This is a genomic window from Streptomyces sp. NBC_00237, from assembly GCF_026342435.1.
GTDB lineage: Bacteria > Actinomycetota > Actinomycetes > Streptomycetales > Streptomycetaceae > Streptomyces.
This window is the reverse complement of sequence record NZ_JAPEMT010000001.1, coordinates 766,963-789,230: the sequence shown is the minus strand read 5'-3', so window position 1 is coordinate 789,230 and position 22,268 is coordinate 766,963. Positions and strand designations below refer to the sequence as shown.

Here is a 22,268-nt window from a genome sequence, read left to right as displayed (position 1 = left end):
GGGGCCATCCTGCCGCAGGGGGTACGGCGCGTCCGCACAGAGGGTGCACGCACGTGCGGTGAGGTGCGGGCGCAGTCTTCCCGGACCCAACTGCCCTTAACCCTCTCGTCAGTGGGTCGTGCAGTGTGCCTGTTCTCACGCTTCCCCGCATCGGTGGAACCCGCCAAAATCCCCGGTGGAGCCACTGTCGCCTCCCCACAGCAGGGGTATCGTTCCTGCCTCCCGCCGCATGGCCTACACGCATAGAGGAGCCGCCTGATGTCCGACTTCGTACCCGGACTTGAGGGAGTCGTCGCGTTCGAAACGGAGATCGCCGAACCGGACAAGGAGGGCGGGTCGCTCCGCTACCGCGGCGTCGACATCGAGGATCTCGTCGGGCACGTGTCCTTCGGGAACGTGTGGGGTCTGCTGGTCGACGGGGCGTTCAACCCGGGACTGCCGCCCGCCGAGCCGTTCCCGATCCCGGTGCACTCCGGCGACATCCGCGTCGACGTGCAGTCGGCGCTGGCGATGCTCGCACCCGTGTGGGGCCTGAAACCCCTCCTCGACATCGACGAGGCCACCGCCCGCGACAACCTGGCGCGGGCCGCCGTGATGGCCCTGTCGTACGTCGCCCAGTCGGCGCGCGGCCAGGGGCTGCCGATGGTGCCGCAGAGCGAGATCGACAAGGCCGACTCCGTGGTCGAACGTTTCATGATCCGCTGGCGCGGCGAGCCCGACCCCAAGCACGTCAAGGCGGTCGACGCGTACTGGACGTCGGCGGCGGAGCACGGCATGAACGCCTCCACGTTCACCGCCCGCGTCATCGCCTCCACGGGTGCCGACGTGGCCGCCGCCCTGTCTGGTGCGGTGGGCGCGATGTCCGGCCCGCTGCACGGCGGTGCGCCCTCCCGCGTGCTCGGCATGATCGAGGAGATCGAGCGCACCGGTGACGCCCGTGCGTACGTCCGCCAGGCGCTCGACAAGGGCGAGCGGCTGATGGGCTTCGGCCACCGCGTGTACCGCGCGGAGGACCCGCGCGCACGCGTCCTGCGGCGTACGGCCAAGGAGCTGGCGGCCCCGCGCTTCGAGGTGGCGGAGGCCCTGGAGAAGGCCGCGCTGGAGGAGCTGCACGAGCGCCGCCCCGACCGGGTGCTGGCGACGAACGTGGAGTTCTGGGCGGCGATCATGCTGGACTTCGCGGAGGTCCCGGCGCACATGTTCACGTCGATGTTCACGTGCGCGCGCACGGCCGGCTGGTCGGCGCACATCCTGGAGCAGAAGCGCACCGGCCGTCTGGTGCGCCCGTCGGCGCGGTACGTGGGTCCCGGCGCGCGGAACCCGCGGGAGGTCGCCGGGTTCGAGGACATCGCGGGCTGAGGTCCGTACCTGCGGCACGGGTAAGGGGCGGCCTCCCGGAGGCCGCCCCTTACCCGTGTCCCCTACGGCTTCCGCAGTGCTTCCTCCAGCAGGTGCGCCCACTGGGCCACCACCCTGTCCCGGCGCGCGGTGTCGTCGGTGAGGAGGTTGGCGAGTCCGAGCCCGCGGGCCATGTCGAGGAAGCCCTGCACGATCTCCCGGACGCCGGGGCGGCTCTCGTCGGCGTGCAGGAGCTCCACCGCTGTGCGGTGGCTCTCGCGGCCGACCCTGGCCTCCAGCTCGGTGACCCGGGCGCGCAGCTGTTCCTCGTTGGAGGCGGCCACCCACAGGTGCAGGGCGGCCCGGAAGAGCGGCCCCGTGTACAGGTCGACGATGGCGCCGACGACGGCCGCTATGTGGTGTCCCGGCAGGGCGCGCAGTGCGGAGGAGCGTTCTTCGGCGACGTACTCGACGGCGGCGGTGAAGAGGTCCTCGCGGGTGGGGAAGTGGTGCTGGGCGGCCCCCCTGGACACGCCCGCCTTCTCGGCGACGACGGACACCGTGGAGCCCGCCCAGCCACGCTCGGCGAGACAGGCCACGGCGGCCTCCAGCAGGCGTCTGCGGGTGGCCCGGCTGCGGTCCTGCTTCGGAGCGGTCACAACAGCCACGCGGGGTCCCGTCGTTCGAGGTGTGCGGTGACGCCCTCGCGCGCCTCGGCGGACGCGAACAGCGCTGCCGAGCGTTGTACCAGGTCCTCCGCGTCCTGGTCGAAAGCGTCCCGCATGGCGGCCGTGAGCAGCCGCTTCGTCTCGGCGAGGCCCTGCGGCGACGCCCTGCGCAGTGCGTCCAGCACAGGTGCGACGGCGTCGTCCACATCCGGTGCCGTGGCGGTGAGCAGTCCGATCTCCCGGGCGCGCGGCCCGTCGAACACCTCCCCGGTGAGGAAGTACCGGGATGCCGCCCGGGGGTCGAGGCGCGGCAGCAGCGGGATCGAGATGACGGCGGGGGCCACCCCTATCCGTACCTCCGAGAACGCGAAGTCGGAGGTGTCGGAGGCGAACGCCATGTCGCACGCGCCGAGCAGCCCGAGGCCGCCCGCGCGCGCGTGCCCGTCGACGCGCGCGATGACGGGCTTGGGCAGTTCGGCGATCTGCCGCAGCAGGGCGACGAACGCGTAGGGGCTGGCGGGCGACTTGAGGTCGGCGCCGGCGCTGAAGGTGTTGCCGCTGTGCGCGAGCACCACCGCCCGCACCGAGGAGTCCTTGCCGTAGCGGTCGAGGGCCATCCCCAACTCGCCCACGAGGGAGGCCGAGAGGGCGTTGCGGTTCGCGGGCGAGTCCAGGGTGAGGGTGGTGATGCCTCGGTCGTGCGTGGTGGGGGCCAGGGCCTGCCGTGTCACTGGTGTCGTTCCCTTTCTCGGAGCTCCCGGCGCAGGATCTTGCCGGAGGCGGCACGGGGCACCGCGTCGGTGAATTCAACGCGGCGCACCTTCTTGTAGGGGGCGACGCGTTCGGCGACGTACGCGATCACGTCCTCCTCCGTGAGGTGTGCGGCGTGCGTCTGCCGTACGACGTACGCCTTGGGGATCTCGTTGTTGTCCGAGTCGTATACCCCGATCACGGCGGCATCCGCGATGCCGTCGTGGGTGAGCAGGAGCGCTTCGAGGTCGGCGGGGGCGACCTGGAAGCCCTTGTACTTGATGAGTTCCTTGACGCGGTCGACCACGAAGAGCCAGCCGTCGGCGTCGGTGCGGCCGATGTCTCCGGTGTGCACCCAGCCGTCGGCGTCGATCATCTCGGCGGTGGCGTCGGGACGCCCCAGGTAGCCCTTCATGCGCTGCGGGCCCCGGATGGCGATCTCGCCGTCCTCGCCGACGCCGAGGTCCTTCCCCGGCGTCTCCAGGGACAGGATGCGCATCTCGGTGCGCGGGAGGAGCTTGCCGACGGTGCCCGGGGGCGGGTTCTCGGCGTTCAGGGGCACCACGTGCGTCCCCGGGGACAGCTCGGTCATCCCGTACGCCTGGAGGACCGGCGGGAGCCCCAGACGGTCCGCACAAGCCTTCGCGAGGTTCGCGTCGAGCGGGGCGGCGGCGCTGACGACGTACTCCAGCGAGGAGAGGTCGTAGCTGTCGACGGCGGGGTGCTTGGCGAGGGCGAGGACGATCGGCGGGGCGACGAAGAGGGCGTTGATGCGCTGGTCCTGGATGGTCCGGAGGAACTGTTCGAGCTCGAAGCGCGGCAGGGTGACCACCGTCGCGCCGTGTGCGAGGGGGACGTTGACGAGGGCGGTCAGACCGTAGATGTGGAAGAACGGCAGGACCGCCAGAAGCCGGTCGCCGGGCTTCATCGGGATGAACGGTTCGAGCTGCGCCATGTTCGTGGCGATGGAATGGTGGGTGAGCATGACGCCCTTGGGGACGCCGGTGGTGCCCGAGGAGTAGGGCAGTGCGGCGACGTCCTCGCGGGGGTCGATGCCGATCTGCGGCTCGGGGTCGGTACTGGCGAGCAGGTCCAGTACGGAGCGGTGGCCGGGAGCACTGTCGCAGACGAGGATCTCCGCGATGCCGCCGGCGAGTTCGGCGGCCCGCTGGGCCGTCTCCAGGAGAGGCGACACGGTGACGATCCAGCGCGCCGAGGAGTCGCGGAGCTGTTTGGCGAACTCCTCCGCGGTGGCCAGTGGATGCACGGTGGTGACCGAGGCGCCTGCCCTGGTGGCGGCGAAGAACACCATTGGGTAGGCGACGGTGTTGGGACTGTGCAAGGCGAGCACGTCACCCTTGCGGAGGCCCGATGCGGCCAGTGCTGCGGCGATCCTGCGGTGGTAGGCGTCGAGCTGGGCGTACGTCAGGGTGGTGCCGTTCGTCCCGTCGATGAGCGCGGGGGTGTCTCCGTACTGTGCGGCGTGTCCGAGTACCGCCTCGTGCAGCGGCAGTTCGACGTCCGGCACATCGGCGTACTCACTGTGGAACACCATGCTGACGGTCCCCTTCGACACGATGGTGCGACGGTGTGCGCGACCGGTGCGACGGTCGTGCACGGAGTGTGGACGGACAGGATGCGTGCTGCCGGCACGACTTGGGGAGACCCCGGCTGAGGTCCGTCCGGGTCCGTCCGAGGCCCGTCCGGGGCCGTCCGGGGTCTCCGTGCGCCCGGTGCGGTTCAGTACGACTTCGGGAGCCCCAGGGACTGGTGGGAGACGAAGTTGAGGATCATCTCCCGGCTGACGGGGGCGATCCGGGCCACCCGGGAGGCGACGATCAGCGAGGCGAGCCCGTACTCGCGGGTGAGTCCGTTGCCGCCGAGGGTGTGGACGGCCTGGTCGACGGTCTTCACACAGGCTTCCGCCGCCGCGTACTTGGCCATGTTGGCGGCCTCCCCCGCGCCCATGTCGTCGCCCGCGTCGTAGAGGGTGGCGGCCTTGCGCATCATGAGGCGGGCCAGCTCGATCTCTATGTGCGCCTGCGCGAGGGGGTGCGCGATGGCCTGGTGGGCGCCGATGGGCGTCTTCCAGACCGTGCGCTCCTTGGCGTACCGGACGGCCCTGCCGAGGGCGTAGCGGGCCATGCCGACGGCGAACGCGGCGGTCATGATGCGCTCGGGGTTGAGCCCCGCGAAGAGCTGGAGGAGTCCGGCGTCCTCGTCGCCCACGAGGGCGTCGGCGGGCAGCCGTACGTCGTCCAGGACGAGCTCGAACTGCTTCTCCGGGGCCTGGAGTTCCATGTCGATCCGGGAGCGCTGGAAGCCGGGGGCCTCGCGCGGAACGATGAAGAGGCAGGGCTTGAGGCTGCCGGTCCGCGCGTCTTCCGTCCGCCCGACGACGAGCGTCGCGTCGGCGATGTCGACGCCCGACACGAACACCTTGCGGCCGGTGAGGACCCAGGTGTCGCCGTCGCGGCGGGCGGTGGTGGTGATGCGGTGGGAGTTGGACCCGGCGTCGGGCTCGGTGATGCCGAAGGCCATGGTGAGGCTGCCGTCGGCGAGGCCCGGCAGCCACTGGGTCTTCTGCGCCTCGGTGCCGAAGCGGGCGATGACGGTGGCGCAGATCGCGGGCGAGACGACCATCATGAGGAGCGGCGATCCGGCCGCCCCCAGCTCCTCCAGGACGATGGAGAGTTCGGTGATGCCGCCGCCGCCCCCTCCGTACGCCTCCGGGATGCTGACGCCGAGGTAGCCGAGCTTGGCGGCCTCGGCCCACAGCTCGTCGGGGTGGCCCTCTTCCGCGACGACCTTCGTCAGGTAGTCGCGTCCGTAGCGCTTGCCGAGGGCGGCGACGGCGGCGCGGAGCGCCTGCTGCTCCTCGGTCTCGATCACACTGTTCGCGGTGCTGCTCATGCTTCCTGGTCCTCCTGTGCACTGGTGTCCGTGACGACGGCGAGCAGGGTGCCCACCTCGACCTGGCGGCCGGGGGCGGCGTGGAGTGCGGTGAGCGTGCCGGAGGCGGGAGCGGTGACGCGGTGCTCCATCTTCATGGCCTCCAGCCACAGCAGGGGCTGTCCCGCTGCCACGTGAGCCCCTTCCACGAGCCCTTCGGCGACCCGTACGACCGTCCCGGGCATGGGGGCGAGGAGGGAGCCGGGGGCGGTGCGGGAGGTGGGGTCGGGGAAGCGCGGGACGGGGGTGAGGGTGTGCGAGCCGGTGGGGGTGTCGACGTAGACGGTGCTCGCGTGCACCTGTACGAGGTGACGGCGCCGCACCCCGTCGACGTCGAGGACGACCTCCTGGGGGGTGACGGACACGACCCGGTCGACGCCCTCCACCTGATAGCTGCCGTCGCGCTCGCGCCGGTAGCGGACTTCATGGCCGTTGTACGTCTTGCTCTGGGGCTGCGAAGGGACGTTGCGCCACCCCCCGCCGAAGCGGCTGCCCCGGCTGGCGGCGTCCGCGAGTGCGGCGGCGACGGCGGCGAGGTCTTCGCCGGGCTGCGGCGTGGTGAGGGCGTCGAGGTGACGGTCGTAGAAGCCGGTGTCGACCTGCCCGGTGCGGAAGTCGGGGTGGCGCAGGGAGCGCACCAGGAGGTCCCGGTTGGTGACGGGTCCGTGCACGCGGGTGCGGGCGAGGGCGTGCGCGAGGGCGCGGACGGCTTCGGCGCGGGTGGGCGCGTGGGCGACGACCTTGGCGAGCATGGGGTCGTAGTGCACGCCGACGGTGTCGCCGCTCTCGAAACCGGTGTCGAGGCGCAGTCCGGGCCCGGTGGGGACGTCCAGGGCGTGCAGGACGCCGGTCTGGGGCCGCCAGCCGTTGGCGGGGTCCTCGGCGTACAGGCGGGCCTCCACGGCGTGCCCCAGGGCTTCCGGGGGCGTCTGCGGGAGGGCGTGCCCCTCGGCGATGCGGATCTGAAGGGCGACGAGGTCGATGCCGAAGACCGCCTCGGTGACGGGGTGTTCGACCTGGAGGCGGGTGTTCATCTCCAGGAAGTAGGCCCTGCCGCTGTTGTCGACGAGGAACTCGACAGTGCCCGCGCCGACGTACCCGACAGCGCGCGCGGCGGCGGTGGCGGCGTCGTGCAGAGCACCGCGCCGCGTGTCGTCCAGCCCCGGTGCGGGGGCTTCCTCGATCACCTTCTGGTGCCTGCGCTGGAGGGAGCAGTCGCGGGTGCCGAGCGCCCATACGGTGCCGTGCGCGTCGGCGAGCACCTGCACCTCTATGTGGCGTCCGCGCTCGACGTACGGCTCGGCGAAGACCTCGCCGTCGCCGAAGGCGGAACGCGCTTCGGCGGAGGCGGCCTTCACCTCGGCTTCGAGCTGGGTGAGTTCCCGGACGATACGCATGCCGCGTCCGCCGCCCCCTGCCGCCGCCTTGAGGAGGAGGGGCAGATCGGCCTCGGTGGCGGTCGCCGGGTCGACGGGAGCGAGGAGCGGGACTCCGGCCTCCGCCATGAGGGCCTTGGCGCGGGTCTTGGACGCCATGGCCTCGATGGCGGGCGGGGGCGGCCCGATCCAGGTCAGCCCGGCGTCGGTCACCGCGCGGGCGAAGTCGGCGTTCTCGGAGAGGAACCCGTACCCGGGGTGCACGGCGTCCGCCCCGGCGGCGAGGGCGGCCTTCACGATGAGTTCGCCGCGCAGGTAGGTGTCGGAGGGCGCTGCCCCCGGGAGACGTACGGCCGCGTCCGCCGTACGGGTGTGGAGTGCGTCGGCGTCCGGGTCGGAGTGGACGGCGACGGTGTCGATGCCCAGTTCCGCGCAGGTGCGGAAGACGCGGCAGGCGATCTCGCCCCGGTTGGCGACGAGGAGGGTGCTGATCATCGGGGTCGGGTTCATGGGTGCTGCCTCACATCCGGAAGACGCCGAAGCCGCCGCGCACGCCCTCGACGGGGGCCGTGTGGATCGCGGACAGGCACAGGCCGAGGACGGTGCGGGTGTCGCGGGGGTCGATGACCCCGTCGTCGTACAGCCGCCCGGACAGGAACATCGGGAGGGACTCCGACTCGATCTGCTGCTCCACCATGGCGCGCAGTCCCGCGTCCGCCTCGTCGTCGTACGGCTGCCCCTTGGCGGCGGCCGAGGCCCGCGCGACGATCGAGAGCACCCCTGCGAGCTGCTGGGGGCCCATCACGGCGGACTTGGCGCTGGGCCAGGCGAAGAGGAAGCGGGGGTCGTAGGCGCGCCCGCACATGCCGTAGTGCCCGGCTCCGTACGAGGCTCCCATGAGGACCGAGAGGTGCGGGACCCTGGAGTTGGCGACGGCGTTGATCATCATCGCGCCGTGCTTGATGATGCCGCCCTGTTCGTACGCCTTGCCGACCATGTAGCCGGTGGTGTTGTGCAGGAAGAGCAGGGGGATGTCGCGCTGGTTGGCGAGCTGGATGAACTGGGCGGCCTTCTGCGACTCGGCGCTGAACAGCACTCCCTGGGCGTTGGCGAGGATGCCGATCGGATAGCCGTGGAGGGTGGCCCAGCCGGTCACCAGGCTGGTGCCGTACAGCGGCTTGAACTCGTCGAAGTCGGAGGCGTCGACGATGCGGGCGATCACTTCGCGGGGGTCGAAGGGGATCTTGAGGTCGTCGGGGACGATGCCGAGGAGTTCTTCCTGGTCGTAGCGGGGCTCGACGACCTGGGCGGGGTCCGGGTCGGGGTGCGCCTTGCGCCAGTTGAGGCGCGCGACGATACGGCGGGCCTGGCGCAGGGCGTCGCGCTCGTCGACGGCGTAGTGGTCGGCGAGACCGGAGGTGCGGGCGTGCATCTCGGCGCCGCCGAGGGACTCGTCGTCGCTCTCCTCGCCGGTGGCCATCTTGACGAGGGGCGGGCCGCCGAGGAACACCTTGGACTGTTTGCTGATCATGACGGTGTGGTCGGACATGCCCGGGACGTACGCGCCGCCTGCGGTGGAGTTGCCGAAGACGACGGCGATGGTGGGGATTCCCGCGGCGGACAGGCGCGTGATGTCGCGGAAGAGCGCCCCGCCGGGGATGAAGATCTCCTTCTGGGAGGGGAGGTCGGCGCCGCCCGACTCGACGAGGCTGATGCAGGGGAGGCGGTTCTCGTACGCGATCTGGTTGGCGCGGAGTGCCTTCTTGAGGGTCCAGGGGTTGGAGGCGCCGCCCCGGACGGTGGGGTCGTTGGCGGTGATGAGGCATTCGACGCCCTCGACGACGCCGATGCCGGTGACCATGGAGGCGCCGACGGGATAGTCGCTGCCCCAGGCTGCCAGGGGGGACAGCTCCAGGAAGGGGGTGTCGGGGTCGAGGAGGAGCTCGATGCGCTCCCGGGCGAGGAGTTTGCCGCGGGTGTGGTGGCGGGCGACGTACTTTTCGCCGCCGCCGGAGAGGGCCTTCTGGTGGGCCTCTTGGAGGGTGGCGATTGTGGCCGCGGTGGCGGTGCGGTGGGTGGTGTAGGCGGGGGTGGTGGGGTCGAGGGTGGTGGGGAGGGTGGTCATGGGGTGGCCTCTCCGGGGGCGGGGGGCTTGGCCCTGGCGGGCGGCTCGGGCACTGGCGGGTGGAGGGGTGGGGCTCCGTGCGGGTGGGTGGGAGCTGGCGTTCAGGCCGCTGCGCGGGGCGTTTTCTCCCCTCTCCGCCCCTTCCCTAAAGCGCTTGGCCGCGCGGCTGGTTCCGTTACGTGCGGGTGCTTTGTGGCTGGTCGCGCCCGCGCGGCGGAGCCGCACAGTGACACCGCCCCGCGCCCCTGGATGCCCTTCGGGCATCGCCAGGGGGCGAGTGGCGCAGCCGCAGGCGAACCGGTCACAGGAGGGCCTCCGGGACGTCCGTGTGGCGGGAGCGGAGCCATTCGCCCAGGGCCTTGGCCTGGGGGTCGAAGCGGGACTGGGAGGCGACGCCCTCGCCCAGGAGGCCCTCGATCGTGAAGTTCAGGGCGCGCAGCTGGGGGAGCACGGTGCGCGTCACCGTCAAGTCCGCCGTCTCCGGCAGGAGTTCCTGGAGGCGGGCCACCGTGAGGTGGTGGGCCAGCCAGCGCCACGCGTCGTCCGTGCGGACCCAGAGGCCCACGTTCGCGTCACCCCCCTTGTCCCCACTGCGGGCTCCCGCCACGAGCCCGAGGGGGGCCCGGCGCGTCGGCCCGGCGGGCAGCGGGCGCGGAAGGTCGGGCTCGGGGACGGGGGCGAGCGGCCGGGTCCTGGTCGGGGCGCGGACCTCCTGAGTGTCCCCGGACGGGAGGACCGCCACATGAGGCACCGTCGCCGCGTCGACGTACCGCGCCTCGAAGACCCCGTAGGGCGCCCCCTTCCCCGGCGGCGCGGTGACGTGGAAGCCGGGGTAACTGCCGAGGGCCAGCTCCACGGCCGCCCCGCTCACCGCCCGCCCGACCTTCTCCGCGTCCGGGTCGCGCACGACGAGCCGCAGCAGAGCGCTCGCGCGCTCCTCCGTGTCGGCGTCCTCGCGGTCTGTGCGGGCCAGTTCCCAACGCACCTCCGCCGGGCGCCCCTTGGCCCCGCCGAACGCCTCCTCGACCTGCCCCCGCACCAGCTCCGCCTTCTCCTCCACGTCGAGCCCGGTGAGCACGAAGACGACCTCGTTGCGCCAGCCCCCGACGCGGGTGAGCCCCGTCTTGAGGGTGGGCGGAGGCTCCTCGCCCCGTACGCCGGTGATGCGCACCCGGTCCTGGCCGTCCTGCGTCAGCGAGACCGTGTCCAGGCGGGCCGTGACATCGGGGCCCGCGTAGCGCGCGCCGCCCGTCTCGTAGAGGAGCTGGGCGGTGACCGTACCGGTGTCGACGACGCCGCCCGTGCCGGGGTGCTTGGTGATGACGGACGAGCCGTCGGCGCGGATCTCGGCGAGCGGGAAGCCGGGGCGGCGCACATCGTGCGCGCCGAAGAAGGAGTAGTTGCCGCCCGTGGCCTGGGTGCCGCATTCCAGTACGTGACCGGCGACGACCGCGCCCGCCAGCTCGTCGTACGCCTCGGGGCCCCAGCCGAACCAGTGCGCGGCGGGCCCGGTGACCAGGGCGGCGTCCGTGACGCGGCCCGTGACGACGACGTCCGCCCCCGCGTCGAGGCAGGCGGTGATTCCGGCGCCGCCGAGGTAGGCGTTGGCGGTGAGCACGCCCTCACCCCACTGACCGTTTCCGATCAGGTCGTCCCCCTGTACGTGACCGACCTTGACCGGTATCCCTAACCGTCCTGCCAACTCCCGTACCGCTGTCGCGAGTCCGGCGGGGTTGAGCCCTCCGGCGTTGGTGACGATCTTGACGCCCCGGTCGTGGGCGAGACCGAGGCCGGTCTCCAGTTGGCGCAGGAAGGTCTTGGCGTATCCCTGGGCGGGGTCCTTCAGACGGTCGCGGCCGAGGATCAGCAGGGTGAGTTCGGCGAGGTAGTCGCCGGTGAGGACGTCGAGTTCGCCGTCGGTGAGCATCTCGCGCACGGCGTCGAAGCGGTCGCCGTAGAAGCCGGAGGCGTTGCCGATGCGCAGGACCTCCAGCCGGGGCGAGGCCCCGGACCGGGTCACGAGCCCGACCCCTCGGCGGCGGCCCCCTTCGGCGCCCGCCCCTCCCCCGGCGGCCCCGCGAACGCCTGCGCGATGTCCAGCCACTGGTCCGCCTCCGCGCCTTCCGCACGCAGCGCCAGGTCCGCACGGTGGGCGCGCTGGGTGGCCAGGAGGCAGAAGTCGAGCGCCGGTCCTGTGACGCGCTGGGCGGCGTCCTCCGGGCCGTACGCCCACGACTCGCCCCCGGGACCCGTCAGTTCCACCCGGAAGTCCTCCTGCGGCGGCTTGAGGCCCCGCGCGACGTACGCGTAGTCGCGGGCCCGGACGCCGATCCTGGCGACCTGGCGCAGGCGCGGCGTCGGCGTGCGGTGCACGCCCAGCGCGTCGGCGACGTCCTGGCCGTGCGCCCAGGTCTCCATCAGGCGTCCGGTGGCCATGGAGGCGACGCCCATCGACGTCCCGTACCAGGGGAACCGGGTGCCCGAGGGGGCGTCGGCCAGGACGCCGTGCAGGCGCTCGCGGCCCGCGCGCCAGCGGGCGAGCAGTTCGGCGGGCGGCACGGACGCCCACGCGTCGGCGCTCTCGTCGACGAATCCGCCGGGGTCCGCCGCCGCCCGCCCGACCTCGGCCGCGAACGCGCCCGGATCCGTCGCGGACAGCAGCGCGACCGAGTCGGTCCAGGCGAGGTGGGCTATCTGATGGGCGACGGTCCAGCCGGGGGCCGGGGTCGACAGGCGCCACTGGGCGTCGGTCAAGTCCCTTACGTGAAGATCGAGTTCGGCGCTCTCGTCGCGCAAGTCGCTGATTACCGCATCGAGTTCGGACACGTGGCGCTCCCGTCGGGGCATGGCTGCGTGTCCCGGAGCATGGCAGCCCCCGCAGAAACAAGCAAGCGTGCTTGAATCTCGCGGGGGCTGCCGAAGGAGGCCGGAATGTCTATTTCTGGGGGAGTGCGCGGCGGGTCTGGCTGCGTACCGCGCCCACGCTCGCACCGATCACCAGCGCGATGGCCAGCGCGTCGACCAGCGACAACGCCTGGTGCAGGATGAGGAATCCGGCACCGGCGGCGATCGCGGGCTCCAGGCTCATGAGGACCGCGAAAGTCGGTGCGGGCATCCGGCGCAGGGCGATCAGTTCGAGGGTGTACGGCAGGACCGACGACATCAGCGCGACGGCCGCGCCGAGGCCGAGCGTCACCGGGTCGAGCAGCTTGCTCCCGGCTTCCATGACGCCGAGCGGGAGGCTGAGGAGCGCCGCGACCGCCATCGCGAGGGCGAGCCCGTCGACCTGCGGGAAGCGGCGTCCGGTCTTCGCGCTGAAGACGATGTACGCCGCCCAGCACGCACCCGCCGAGAGCGCGAAGGCCGCCCCGACTGGGTCGAGGCCGCCGAAGCCCGCCGCGCCGAGGAGGGCGACTCCGGCGAGCGCCAGGCCCGCCCACAGCACGCTCGACCACTGCCGGGAGCCGAAGACGGACAGTGCGAGGGGGCCGAGCACCTCCAGGGTGACGGCGGCGCCGAGCGGGATGCGGTCGCCCGCCTGGTAGAAGAGGCCGTTCATACCGGCCATGGCGACACCGAAGACGACGATCGTGCCCCAGTCCCGGCGGGTGTAGCCACGGACGCTGGGGCGGCACACCAGGAGCATCACGACGGCGGCGACGGCCAGGCGCAGGGTGACGACGCCGAGCGCACCGGTCCTGGGCATGATCAGCACGGCGAGCGCCGAACCGAACTGGACGCTCAGACCTCCGGCGACGACGAGCGCCACGGGGCCCAGGGCGGTGGCACGGCTGCGCCTCACGGAGGGAGCGGTGGCGACCGCGGCGGCGGCTTCCACGTCCAGGAGAGGGGCTGGGGCGCCCCGGGTGCCCTGGGCGCCTCGGGGCTCAGCGGCGTTCACTGTGGTGCACCTCGCGTTCAATGGGATGTACTCCCATGATGGCACGGGAGGTTGGGGCGTCCGTAGGGGATGCCGAGGGCGGGCGGAGGCTCCGGCGACCGGCGGCCGTTCACCCCAGCCCCTCCGCCAGCACCTCCGCCAGATGCCTCCCCCGTACCCCTCCCAGCTGCTCCGCCTGCGTCCGGCACGAGTAGCCGTCCGCCAGGACCGAGCCGCCCTCCGGCAGCCCCCGCATCCCCGGCAGCAGTTGTTCCTCCGCGCACGCGGCCGACACCTCGTAGTGGCCCTTCTCGAAGCCGAAGTTGCCCGCGAGGCCGCAGCAGCCGCCCGCCAGTTCCCCCACCAGGCCCGCCTTCTCCCGCAGTCGGCGGTCCGCGCCGTCGCCCAGTACCGCGTGCTGGTGGCAGTGTGTCTGGCCCGTCACGGGCCGGTCGACGCGCGGCGGCGTCCACTCCGGCGCGTACTCCTCCAGCGCCTGCGCGAACGTGCGTACGCGGGAGGCCAGCTCCGCGGCCCTCGGGTCGTCGCCGAGGAGCTCCGGCAGGTCGCTCTTGAGGGCCGCCGCACAGCTCGGTTCCAGGACCACCAGGGGAAGGTCCGCGGGTACGGCTGCCAGCGTCCGCCGCATGACCTCGCGGGCGCGGTCCAGCTGCCCCGTGGAGACGTACGTGAGGCCGCAGCACAGGCCCGCGCGGGGCAGCCGCACCCGCAGCCCCGCCGCTTCCAGCACCTGGACCGCCGCGATGCCCACAGAAGGCGAGAGGTGGTTGGTGAAGGTGTCCGGCCAGAGCGTGACGAGGGGGGCCGACGCCGGGGAGGGAGTGCGGGGGCGGTCGGCGGCCCAGCGGCGGAAGGTACGGGTGGCCAGGGGCGGGATCGGGCGCTCGGGGGTGATTCCGGCCGCCCTCCTGGCGAGGGAGGACAGGAGTCCGTTCCGCGAGGCCGCGTTGACCGCGCCCGCCAGGGGAGACGCCAGGCGGAGCCACTCCGGGAGGCGGCCCAGCGCGTAGTGGGAGGCGGGCCGCACCCGTCCCGCGTAGTGGTGGTGCAGGAACTCCGCCTTGTACGTCGCCATGTCGACGCCCACCGGACAGTCGCTCCTGCACCCCTTGCAGGACAGGCACAGGTCGAGTGCGTCACGCACCTCCTCCGAGCGCCAGCCGTCCTCGATCACCTCACCCGCCAGCATTTCGTGCAGCAGTCGCGCGCGCCCGCGCGTGGAGTGCTCCTCCTCTCCGGTGGCACGGAAGGAGGGGCACATGACGCCGCCTGCCGTGGTGGCCGTCGTACGGCACTTGGCGACGCCCACACAGCGGCGCACGGCGGCCGAGAAGTCACCGCCGTCGTGGGGATAGGCGAAGGCGACGTCGCGCACCGGGGCAGGCGGCAGCACGGCGAAGCGGAGGTTGTCGTCCAGGCGGGCGGGGCGGGCGAGCATCCCCGGGTTCATGCCGCCGACCGGGTCCCAGGCGTCCTTGAACTCCTCGAAGAGGGCGACCAGTTCACTCCCGTACATCCTCGGCAGGAGTTCGGCGCGGGCCTGGCCGTCGCCGTGTTCGCCGGAGAGGGAGCCGCCGTGGGCGGCCACCAGGTCGGCGAGCTCCTCCGAGAAGGCGCGGAAGCGGGCGACGCCCTCGCCGCTCAGCAGGTCGAAGTCGATGCGTACGTGGATGCAGCCGTCACCGAAGTGTCCGTACGGGGTCCCGCGCAGGCCGTGCGCGAGGAGGAGCGCGCGGAAGTCGCGCAGGTAGGCGCCCAGCCGGGCCGGGGGAACGGCGCAGTCCTCCCAGCCAGGCCATGCCTCCGAGCCGTCCGGCATGCGGGTGGCGGTGCCGCTGGCGTCCTCCCGGATGCGCCACAGGGCCCGCTGTCCGGCCGCGTCGGCCACGACCGTGCCGTCGACGGCGTCCGCGCCCCGGACGATCTCCCGGGCCCGCACACGGGCTTCTGCGGCGCTGTCGCCGCCCGTCTCGACGAACAGCCAGGCCGTCCCGCGCGGCAGCAGCCGCCGCTCCCGCTCCGGCACGAGGTCGGCGGCCATGCCCTCGACGGTCAGCGGGCCGTACGGCAGGAGGCCGGGCGCCGCCTCGGCGGCCGCGCTCTCGTCCGTGTATCCGAGTACGGCGAGGGCCCGCGCGCGGGGTGCGTCCACCAGGGAGACGACGGCCTCGGTGACCACCCCGAGGGTGCCCTCGCTGCCGCAGAAGGCGCGGGCGAGATCCACCCCCTTCTCGGGGAGGAGCGTGTCGAGGGCGTATCCGGAGATCCTGCGCGGCAGTTCGGGGAAGCCCGTGCGCAACAGTGCGAGGTTCTTGTCCACAAGGGTGCGCAGACCTGTGGACAGCAGTGCCTGTGGAGCGTGGTCCCAGCCGCCGCGCGACAGGTGCAGGCGGTCGCCCCCGTAGGTGAGGACCTTCAGCTCGCGCACCTGGTCCGCCGTGGTGCCCCAGGCCACCGAGTGCGATCCGCAGGAGTTGTTGCCGATCATGCCGCCGAGGGTGCAGCGGCTGTGCGTGGACGGGTCGGGGCCGAAGGTCAGTCCGTGCGGAGCGGCCGCGGCGCGCAGCTCGTCCAGTACGAGACCGGGCTGGACGACCGCCGTACGGGAGGCGGGATCCAGGTCGAGGAGGGCGCGCAGGTGGCGGGTGGTGTCCAGGACGACGCCCGTGCCGGTCGCCTGGCCCGCGATGGAGGTGCCGCCGCCGCGCGGGACCACCGGCACGCCGTGCGCCCGGCAGACGGCGAGCGCGGCGGCGATGTCGTCGCTGTCGCGCGGGGCGACGACTCCCAGCGGGACCCGTCGGTAGTTCGACGCGTCCATCGTCATGAGGGCCCGCGAGGCGGCGTCGAAGGACACCTCTCCGCGCACGGCCGACCTCAGGTCTGCTGCCAACTCGGTCGTCTCGCCCTGTCGTTCAGCCATGCGTCCAGCATGCACGGTGCTACGAATCGGGCGGAGTCGGTCGACTTGTCCCCCTGTTCAGCACGGGATCCGCTCATAGAAACAAACAAGAACTTTCCCAACTGATCATCAACTCTCCTATAGTGGGCACGCTTTAGACGGACATTCCGCTTCCGTTTCACCACCCCGGACATCCGGAACCACCCCGGAGACCCGGAGCCACCCCGAGCCACCCCGAGCCACTCCAAGAGGGCCCCTTCCATGTCGTTGCGCCGCACGTCCGCACTGGTCCTGTCGATCTCGGCGGCCGTCAGCGGCCTGCTGCTCCTGGGGGCGGTGCTCCTCGCCCCCGCAGAGGTGAAGACTCCGCTGGCCTGGGGCGGCGGGGCGGTGGCCCTGCTGCTGACCGCCGCCGTCACCGTCGCCACGCGCGCCACCGTGCGCGCACGCGCCCTCGCGGGGGTTCTCGCGCGCGGGCAGGCGGACGCCGACCGGTTCATCGGCGAGACCCTCCCGCAGCTCGTCACGCGGCTCCGGGCGGGCGACTCCGCGTCCACCGCGCTGAACGTCGCCACGCGGGGGCTGGGAGAGCTGGACAACGCGAACGCCCGGGCGCTGCTGAACATCCTCGCCACCGAGGTCGGACGCGGCGAGTCCGCCCGCGCGGCAGCCATGTCGGCGTGCGCGAACGCGGCAGGCCGCATGCAGGCGCTCGCGACGGGCATGCTCGCGGACCTCCGCGAGATGGAGCACCGGCACACCGACGAGGACGTGCTCGGCGACCTCCTGCACCTCGACCACCGCACCGCACAGGCCGGTCGCCTCGCGGACAGTATCGCCATCCTCACGGGTGCGCGTTCCGGTCGCAGATGGGCAAAACCGATCGTGATGGAGTCGGTTCTGCGCGGGGCGATGGGGCGTATCAACGGCTACCAGCGTGTTCGGCTGCACTCCACGAGCGAGGTCGCGGTCGCGGGTCACGCCGCCGAGGGCGTCATGCACGCCCTCGCCGAACTCCTCGACAACGCGGCGAACTTCTCGCCGCCGACGGCCGAGGTCCACGTCTACGTGGAGGAGGTCCCGGCCGGGGTCATCATCACGGTCGAGGACAGCGGCCTGGTCATGAGCGACGTACAGCTGCGGCGGGCGGAGCGCGCGGTGTGCACGAAGACGCCGCTGGACCTGACGGGGCTCTCGGGCACGCGGCTCGGGCTCGCGGTGGTGGGGTGCCTGGCGCGCAAGCACAACTTGACGGTGTCGTTCCGGCCGTCGGCGCGGGGTGGGACGGGGGCACTGATTCTGCTGCCGCAGGAGGTGCTGGCGCAGGTGGTTGCTCCGGCGCCCGTTCCTGCTCCTGCTCCTGCTTCTGCTCCCGCTCCCGCTCCCGCTCCAGTGCAGGTGTCCGCTCCGGCTCCGGCTCCGGCTCCGGCTCCGCTTCCGATTCCGGCACCGGCGCAGGTGCGCGCGCTGCCGCCAGTGCAGGTGCCCGTGCCTGGTGCCGACGTACGGGAGGAGCCGACGACGCTTCCCGTACGGCGGCGGGAGGTCGCGCCCGAGCGTGCCCGCGAGCACGTCCGTGCGGAGGAGCCCGGTCAGGGGTCCGACACCACTGGCGGGCTTCCCCAGTTCGGGGAGAGCGGGCTGCCGAAGCGGCGGCGGGGGCGCACGTTGGCCGCGGCGCATCCCGAGGGGCCGGAGGCGCCGGCCCGGCCTGCTCCTGAGGCGGCGGCGCGGCGGAATGCGGCGAATCGTTTCAGCACGTTTCGGCAGGCCGTGCAGGGTCAGGCCCTGCCTCCGGCGGCTCCGTCCCCGGGGCCCCGTTCCTCGGACGAGGGAGGGGCTGTGGACAGGCCGTCCAGTGGCTGAGGGCCCCCGGGGTGCGCCTGCGGCGGGCGCCCTTCCCCGCCCCTTCACCTCAACCCTGCGGGGCCGAGGTCCCGTTACGTGCGGGGACGTCGTGGCGGGTCGCGCCCGCGCGGCGGAGCCGCACATCGACACAGCCCCGCGCCCCTGAAGGCATGCTTCGCAGCCCCATCCCGCACAGCACCCCCACCACCCCCGAGAAACCCCCCGCACCCGGAAGGCAACGAGATCCGATGACCGCCACCACCGACGAAAAGCTCAACTGGCTGCTGGAGAGCCTCCTGGAGCGCACCCCCGGCGCCCGGCACGCCCTCGTCCTGTCCCGGGACGGCCTCAAGCTGTGCCGTACTCCCGAGCTCTCCGTCGATCAGGCAGATCAGCTCGCCGCCATCGCCGCGGGCATCCAGAGCCTCACGCATGGCGCCTCGATCGAGTTCGGCGACGGGACCGGTGGCGTACGTCAGGCGATGGCCGAGTTCTACGGCGGCATCCTGTTCATCGTCGAGGCCGGCGCGGGCGCCCACCTCGCGGTCGTCGCGGGCGAGGACTCCGACGTCGGCCTCATCGGCCACAACATGAACGAACTCGTCGAGCAGCTCGGCGAACACCTCAGTGCGGAACCCCGCGCCAGCAAGGACGCCGACAGCACCCTCTCCGCATGAGTACCGGGGGCAGCAGCAACACCCCCGGCCACCCGGCGCGCCGGACCACGCCCCGCCCCGGCCGCGACGACTCCCCGGACCGGCTGTACACCGTCACCGGTGGCCGCAGCCGTACGCACTCCGACGCGTTCGACCTGGTCACCCTGGTCGTCGCCGAGTGTGCCCCGGTGCCCGGCATGCAGTCCGAGCACGCGGCGATCCTGCGCATGTGCGACTACCCGGTCGCCGTCGTGGAGATCGCCGCCGAGCTGGGCCTGCCCGTGAGCATCACGCGCATCCTGCTGGCCGACCTGCTCGACACCGGCCGGATCAGCGCCCGCCACCCGCGCGCCGCCCCCGAATCCGCGCAACTCCCCGAACCCGAACTCCTGGAGCAGGTGCTCGTTGGCCTCCGCAACCTCTGAACAGGCGCAGCAGCAGGCGCTGCAACAGGCGCAGGAACAAGTGCAGCAGCAGGCGCTGCAACAGATCCCGCGCGCCCAGCGGCAGCTGTCCCGCACCGCCGACAACGGCCTCAAGATCGTCGTCGTCGGCGGCTTCGGCGTCGGCAAGACGACCCTCGTGCGCTCCGTCAGCGAGATCCGTCCCCTCAACACCGAGGAGACGATGACCCGGGCGGGCGAGAGCGTCGACGTCCTCGACGGCGTCTCCGCCAAGACCTCGACCACGGTCGCCTTCGACTTCGGCCGGATATCCGTCGACGCCCGCACGGTCCTCTACCTCTTCGGCGCGCCCGGCCAGGAACGCTTCTGGTTCCTCTGGGACCGCCTGTTCTCCGGCACCCTCGGCGCGGTCGTCCTCGTCGACACCCGCCGCCTCGCCGACTCCTGGTACGCCATCGACCGGCTGGAACACCACGGCACCCCGTTCGTCGTGGCCCGCAACGACTTCGGCGACGCCGCCCACCACACCGACGCCCAGGTGCGCGAGGCACTCGACCTGCCCGAGCACATACCGATGGTCACGTGCGACGCCCGCGACCGGGAGTCGTCGAAGAACGTGCTGATCACCCTCGTCGAGCACCTGTACACCCTGTCCACCGCGGCCCGCACGACGCCCACCGCGGAAGCCGCCGCAGCCCGAGGGAGCACCTCCCAGTGACCACACCGCCCCCGGGCTGCCCCGCGCACGCCGGCAGCACCGGAGAAGTCCGGGTCCCGCTCTCCGGCCCCCGCTTCCAGACCGACCCGGTCGCCCTCTACCGCGAGATGCGCCGCGCGCACGGCCCCGTCGTCCCGGTCGTCCTGCCCGGCGACGTACCGGCCTGGCTGGTCGTCGGCTACCGCGAGCTGCACCAGGTCACCTCCGACCCGGTGCTCTTCTCCCGCGACTCCGAGCTGTGGAACCAGTGGCCGCGCATTCCCGCCGACTGGCCGCTGCTGCCGATGATCGGCCGCAAGCAGCCGTCGATCCTCTACACGGTCGGCGAACGCCACACCCGCCGCGCCCGGCTGATCAGCGACGCGCTGGAGGCGGTGGACCCCTTCGAACTGCGGCGGATCGCGGAGCAGTTCGCGGACGGGCTCATCGACGCGTTCTGCACCAAGGGCGAGACCGACGTCATCAACCGGTACGCGATGCTGCTCCCGGTCCGCGTCCTGGCGAAGGTCTACGGCATCCCCGACGCCCAGGGCCCCGACCTCGTCGCCGCCCTGAACGACATGATCGACGGCCGGGAGCGGGCCCTCGCGGGCCAGCAGCACGTCGCGGCGACCTTCCAGGCGCTCATCGCCGAGCGGCAGGCCGCGCCCGCCCACGACGTGGCATCCGCCATGCTGGCGGCCGGTGCCGGGCCCGACGGCTTCAGCCCTGAGGAGATCCTCCAGGACCTGATGGTGATGATGGCCGCCGGCCACCAGCCGACCGCCGACTGGATCGGCAACACGCTGCGTCTGATGCTCACCGACGACCGGTTCACCGCCTCGCTCTCCGGTGGTCGGCACAGCGTCGCCGAGGCCATGAACGAGGTGCTCTGGGAGGACACCCCCACCCAGAACGTGGCGGGCCGCTGGGCCTCCCGCGACATGCGCCTGGGCGGCCGCGCGGTCGCCTCGGGCGACCTCCTCCTGCTCGGCCTGGCCGCCGCGAACGGCGACCCCCAGGTCCGTACCGACGCCTCCGTCCTGACCGGCGGCAACAACGCGTTCTTCTCCTTCGGGCACGGCGAGCACCGCTGCCCGTTCACCGCGCAGGAGACGGCGGAGGTCATCGCCCGTACGGCCGTGGAGGTCCTGCTCGACCGGCTGCCGGACATCGACCTGGCCGTGCCCGCCGCGTCCCTCACCCGTCGCCCCTCCCCCTGGCTGCGCGGACTGACCGCACTGCCGGTGACGTTCACGCCCACCCCCGCCCTCAGAGGCACCGCATGACCGAACTTGGAGGCACCGCATGACCGACACGACCGCAACCCCCGCCCCCCTGACCTGCCCCGTCACCGGGGCCGGGGCGGCAGCGGAGGCGATAGTCCTGGACCCACTGGTCAGTGACCTCGTCGGCGAGGGCGCGAGACTCCGCGCGGCGGGCCCGCTGGCCCGCGTCGTGCTTCCCGGCGGGGTGCCCTGCTACGCCGTGACCCACCACACCGAGGCCCGCGCCCTGCTCAACGACCCGCGCGTGGTCAAGGACATCGGCCACTGGAACGCCTGGCAGCGCGGCGAGATCGCCATGGACTGGCCCCTGATCGGCTTCGTCAACCCGGGCCCCTCCATGCTGACCGTGGACGGCCCTGAGCACCGCCGCCTGCGGCTGCTGGTCGCCCAGGCGCTGACCGTGCGCCGGGTGGAACACCTGCGCGGCAACATCGAGGCGATCACCGACGCCCTCCTGGAGAACCTCTCCTCGCACACCGCGAACGAGGTCGTCGACCTGAAGGCCCTGTTCGCGGCGCCGCTGCCGATGCAGGTCGTCACCGAGCTGATGGGTGTCGAGCAGGTCGTCAGCCCCCGTCTGACGGCGGTCTTCGACCGGTTCTTCTCCAGCGAGACCGAGCCGGGCGAGATGCCGAAGGTGATCGCCGAGATCGACGAGATCTTCACCGCCGTCATCGCGGAGAAGCGCGCCACCTCCTCGGACGACCTCACCAGCGCCCTGCTCAACGCCTCGGAGGAGGGCGACCGGCTCACCGAGGAGGAACTCCTCAACACCATCAAGGTCATGGTCATCGCCGGTCACGAGACGACGATCAGCCTGATCCTCCAGGCCGTCATCGGCCTGGAGACCCACCCCGACCAGCGCGCCAAGGTGATGGCGGGCGAGGTCTCCTGGGAGGCCGTCATCGAGGAGACGCTGCGCTGGTCCACGCCGACCTCGCACGTCCTCCTCCGGTACGCGACCGAGGACGTGCCCGTCGGCGACAGCGTGCTGCCCAAGGGCGAGGGCCTGGTGATCTCGTTCGGCGCGCTCGGCCGTGACGAACTGGTCCACGGCGACACGGCGGAGGACTTCGACATCACCCGCGAGAGCGGCGTGAAGCACATCTCCTTCGGGTACGGCCCCCACGTCTGCCCCGGCGCGGCGCTGGCCCGCCTGGAGGCGGCCGTCGCCCTGCCCGCCCTGTACGCGCGCTTCCCCGACCTCACCCTCGCGGTGCCCGCCTCCGACCTCCGCAACAAGGCCGTCGTCACCCAGAACGACCTCGTCGAGGTGCCCGTACGCCTGGGCAAGCGGACCTGACCTGCGTCTTCCCGTACAGGGATCTCGTACGAACCGACGACACGAGCCGGAGTGTCCGT

17 protein-coding genes are annotated in these 22,268 nt (G+C 72.4%); 7 read left to right on the top strand and 10 right to left on the bottom strand.

Annotation, left to right across the window (positions count from 1 at the left end; translation table 11 throughout):
* The first annotated feature begins 258 nt into the window (after window positions 1-258).
* Entirely contained in the window at window positions 259-1,359 is a 1,101-nt protein-coding gene (locus OG897_RS03435) for a citrate synthase 2 (RefSeq protein ID WP_266652761.1), read from the top strand.
* Window positions 1,360-1,421: 62 nt separating this feature from the next.
* Here the strand turns inward: OG897_RS03435 and OG897_RS03430 are convergent, their stop codons facing one another.
* From OG897_RS03430 to OG897_RS03385, 10 genes are all read right to left on the bottom strand, one after another.
* Window positions 1,422-2,006, bottom strand: coding sequence for a TetR/AcrR family transcriptional regulator (locus OG897_RS03430; RefSeq protein WP_266652760.1), 585 nt, complete (start codon window positions 2,004-2,006; stop codon window positions 1,422-1,424).
* On the bottom strand, window positions 1,994-2,737 hold the full coding sequence (locus tag OG897_RS03425) for an enoyl-CoA hydratase family protein (RefSeq protein ID WP_266652759.1): 744 nt from the start codon (window positions 2,735-2,737) through the stop codon (window positions 1,994-1,996). The genes OG897_RS03430 and OG897_RS03425 overlap by 13 nt, the downstream gene beginning before the upstream one ends.
* Complete coding sequence (locus tag OG897_RS03420) at window positions 2,734-4,311, bottom strand: 4-coumarate--CoA ligase family protein (RefSeq protein ID WP_266652758.1); 1,578 nt, start codon at window positions 4,309-4,311, stop codon at window positions 2,734-2,736. The genes OG897_RS03425 and OG897_RS03420 overlap by 4 nt, the downstream gene beginning before the upstream one ends.
* Window positions 4,312-4,496: 185 nt before the next feature.
* A complete protein-coding gene (locus OG897_RS03415) occupies window positions 4,497-5,669 on the bottom strand; it encodes an acyl-CoA dehydrogenase family protein (RefSeq protein ID WP_266652757.1) in 1,173 nt (390 codons plus the stop codon).
* Entirely contained in the window at window positions 5,666-7,579 is a 1,914-nt protein-coding gene (locus OG897_RS03410; RefSeq protein WP_323188046.1) for a biotin carboxylase N-terminal domain-containing protein, read from the bottom strand. Before OG897_RS03410 ends, OG897_RS03415 begins: the two co-directional genes overlap by 4 nt.
* Window positions 7,580-7,604: 25 nt before the next feature.
* On the bottom strand, window positions 7,605-9,209 hold the full coding sequence (locus tag OG897_RS03405; RefSeq protein WP_266652754.1) for an acyl-CoA carboxylase subunit beta: 1,605 nt from the start codon (window positions 9,207-9,209) through the stop codon (window positions 7,605-7,607).
* A 301-nt stretch (window positions 9,210-9,510) separates the two neighbouring features.
* Window positions 9,511-11,229: an acyclic terpene utilization AtuA family protein gene (locus tag OG897_RS03400; protein WP_266652752.1), complete on the bottom strand. Its 1,719-nt coding sequence runs from the start codon at window positions 11,227-11,229 to the stop codon at window positions 9,511-9,513.
* Entirely contained in the window at window positions 11,226-12,035 is an 810-nt protein-coding gene (locus tag OG897_RS03395) for a TIGR03084 family metal-binding protein (protein WP_266652750.1), read from the bottom strand. Before OG897_RS03395 ends, OG897_RS03400 begins: the two co-directional genes overlap by 4 nt.
* Window positions 12,036-12,144: 109 nt before the next feature.
* On the bottom strand, window positions 12,145-13,047 hold the full coding sequence (locus OG897_RS03390; RefSeq protein WP_266656530.1) for a DMT family transporter: 903 nt from the start codon (window positions 13,045-13,047) through the stop codon (window positions 12,145-12,147).
* Between the two features lie 172 nt (window positions 13,048-13,219).
* Window positions 13,220-16,033, bottom strand: coding sequence for an FAD-binding and (Fe-S)-binding domain-containing protein (locus OG897_RS03385; protein WP_266652748.1), 2,814 nt, complete (start codon window positions 16,031-16,033; stop codon window positions 13,220-13,222).
* A 240-nt stretch (window positions 16,034-16,273) separates the two neighbouring features.
* Here OG897_RS03385 and OG897_RS03380 point away from each other — a divergent pair, with 240 nt between their 5' ends.
* The 6 genes from OG897_RS03380 to OG897_RS03355 all read left to right on the top strand — a co-directional run bounded on the left by OG897_RS03380 (window position 16,274) and on the right by OG897_RS03355 (window position 22,209).
* Window positions 16,274-17,878 carry a sensor histidine kinase KdpD gene (locus OG897_RS03380; RefSeq protein WP_266652746.1) on the top strand — a complete coding sequence of 535 codons (1,605 nt, stop codon included), beginning with the start codon at window positions 16,274-16,276 and terminating at the stop codon, window positions 17,876-17,878.
* 230 nt (window positions 17,879-18,108) lie between these two features.
* On the top strand, window positions 18,109-18,537 hold the full coding sequence (locus tag OG897_RS03375) for a roadblock/LC7 domain-containing protein (protein ID WP_266652744.1): 429 nt from the start codon (window positions 18,109-18,111) through the stop codon (window positions 18,535-18,537).
* Complete coding sequence (locus OG897_RS03370; protein WP_266652742.1) at window positions 18,534-18,941, top strand: DUF742 domain-containing protein; 408 nt, start codon at window positions 18,534-18,536, stop codon at window positions 18,939-18,941. Before OG897_RS03375 ends, OG897_RS03370 begins: the two co-directional genes overlap by 4 nt.
* Before the next feature lie 55 nt (window positions 18,942-18,996).
* On the top strand, window positions 18,997-19,638 hold the full coding sequence (locus OG897_RS03365; RefSeq protein ID WP_266656528.1) for an ATP/GTP-binding protein: 642 nt from the start codon (window positions 18,997-18,999) through the stop codon (window positions 19,636-19,638).
* The gene (locus tag OG897_RS03360; RefSeq protein WP_266652740.1) at window positions 19,635-20,906 is read left to right on the top strand and encodes a cytochrome P450; all 1,272 of its coding nucleotides are present in this window, start codon (window positions 19,635-19,637) and stop codon (window positions 20,904-20,906) included. Before OG897_RS03365 ends, OG897_RS03360 begins: the two co-directional genes overlap by 4 nt.
* Window positions 20,907-20,925: 19 nt before the next feature.
* A complete protein-coding gene (locus OG897_RS03355; protein ID WP_266652738.1) occupies window positions 20,926-22,209 on the top strand; it encodes a cytochrome P450 in 1,284 nt (427 codons plus the stop codon).
* Window positions 22,210-22,268 lie beyond the last annotated feature (59 nt).

Excerpts from the sequence above, each read along its gene's own strand:
- OG897_RS03435 (WP_266652761.1), top strand. The coding sequence starts at position 259 with ATGTCCGACTTCGTACCCGGACTTGAGGGAGTCGTCGCGTTCGAAACG.
- OG897_RS03420 (WP_266652758.1), bottom strand. The coding sequence starts at position 4,311 with ATGGTGTTCCACAGTGAGTACGCCGATGTGCCGGACGTCGAACTGCCG.
- OG897_RS03415 (WP_266652757.1), bottom strand. The coding sequence starts at position 5,669 with ATGAGCAGCACCGCGAACAGTGTGATCGAGACCGAGGAGCAGCAGGCG.
- OG897_RS03410 (WP_323188046.1), bottom strand. The coding sequence starts at position 7,579 with ATGATCAGCACCCTCCTCGTCGCCAACCGGGGCGAGATCGCCTGCCGC.
- OG897_RS03405 (WP_266652754.1), bottom strand. The coding sequence starts at position 9,209 with ATGACCACCCTCCCCACCACCCTCGACCCCACCACCCCCGCCTACACC.
- OG897_RS03385 (WP_266652748.1), bottom strand. The coding sequence starts at position 16,033 with ATGGCTGAACGACAGGGCGAGACGACCGAGTTGGCAGCAGACCTGAGG.
- OG897_RS03380 (WP_266652746.1), top strand. The coding sequence starts at position 16,274 with ATGTCGTTGCGCCGCACGTCCGCACTGGTCCTGTCGATCTCGGCGGCC.
- OG897_RS03375 (WP_266652744.1), top strand. The coding sequence starts at position 18,109 with ATGACCGCCACCACCGACGAAAAGCTCAACTGGCTGCTGGAGAGCCTC.
- OG897_RS03370 (WP_266652742.1), top strand. The coding sequence starts at position 18,534 with ATGAGTACCGGGGGCAGCAGCAACACCCCCGGCCACCCGGCGCGCCGG.
- OG897_RS03355 (WP_266652738.1), top strand. The coding sequence starts at position 20,926 with ATGACCGACACGACCGCAACCCCCGCCCCCCTGACCTGCCCCGTCACC.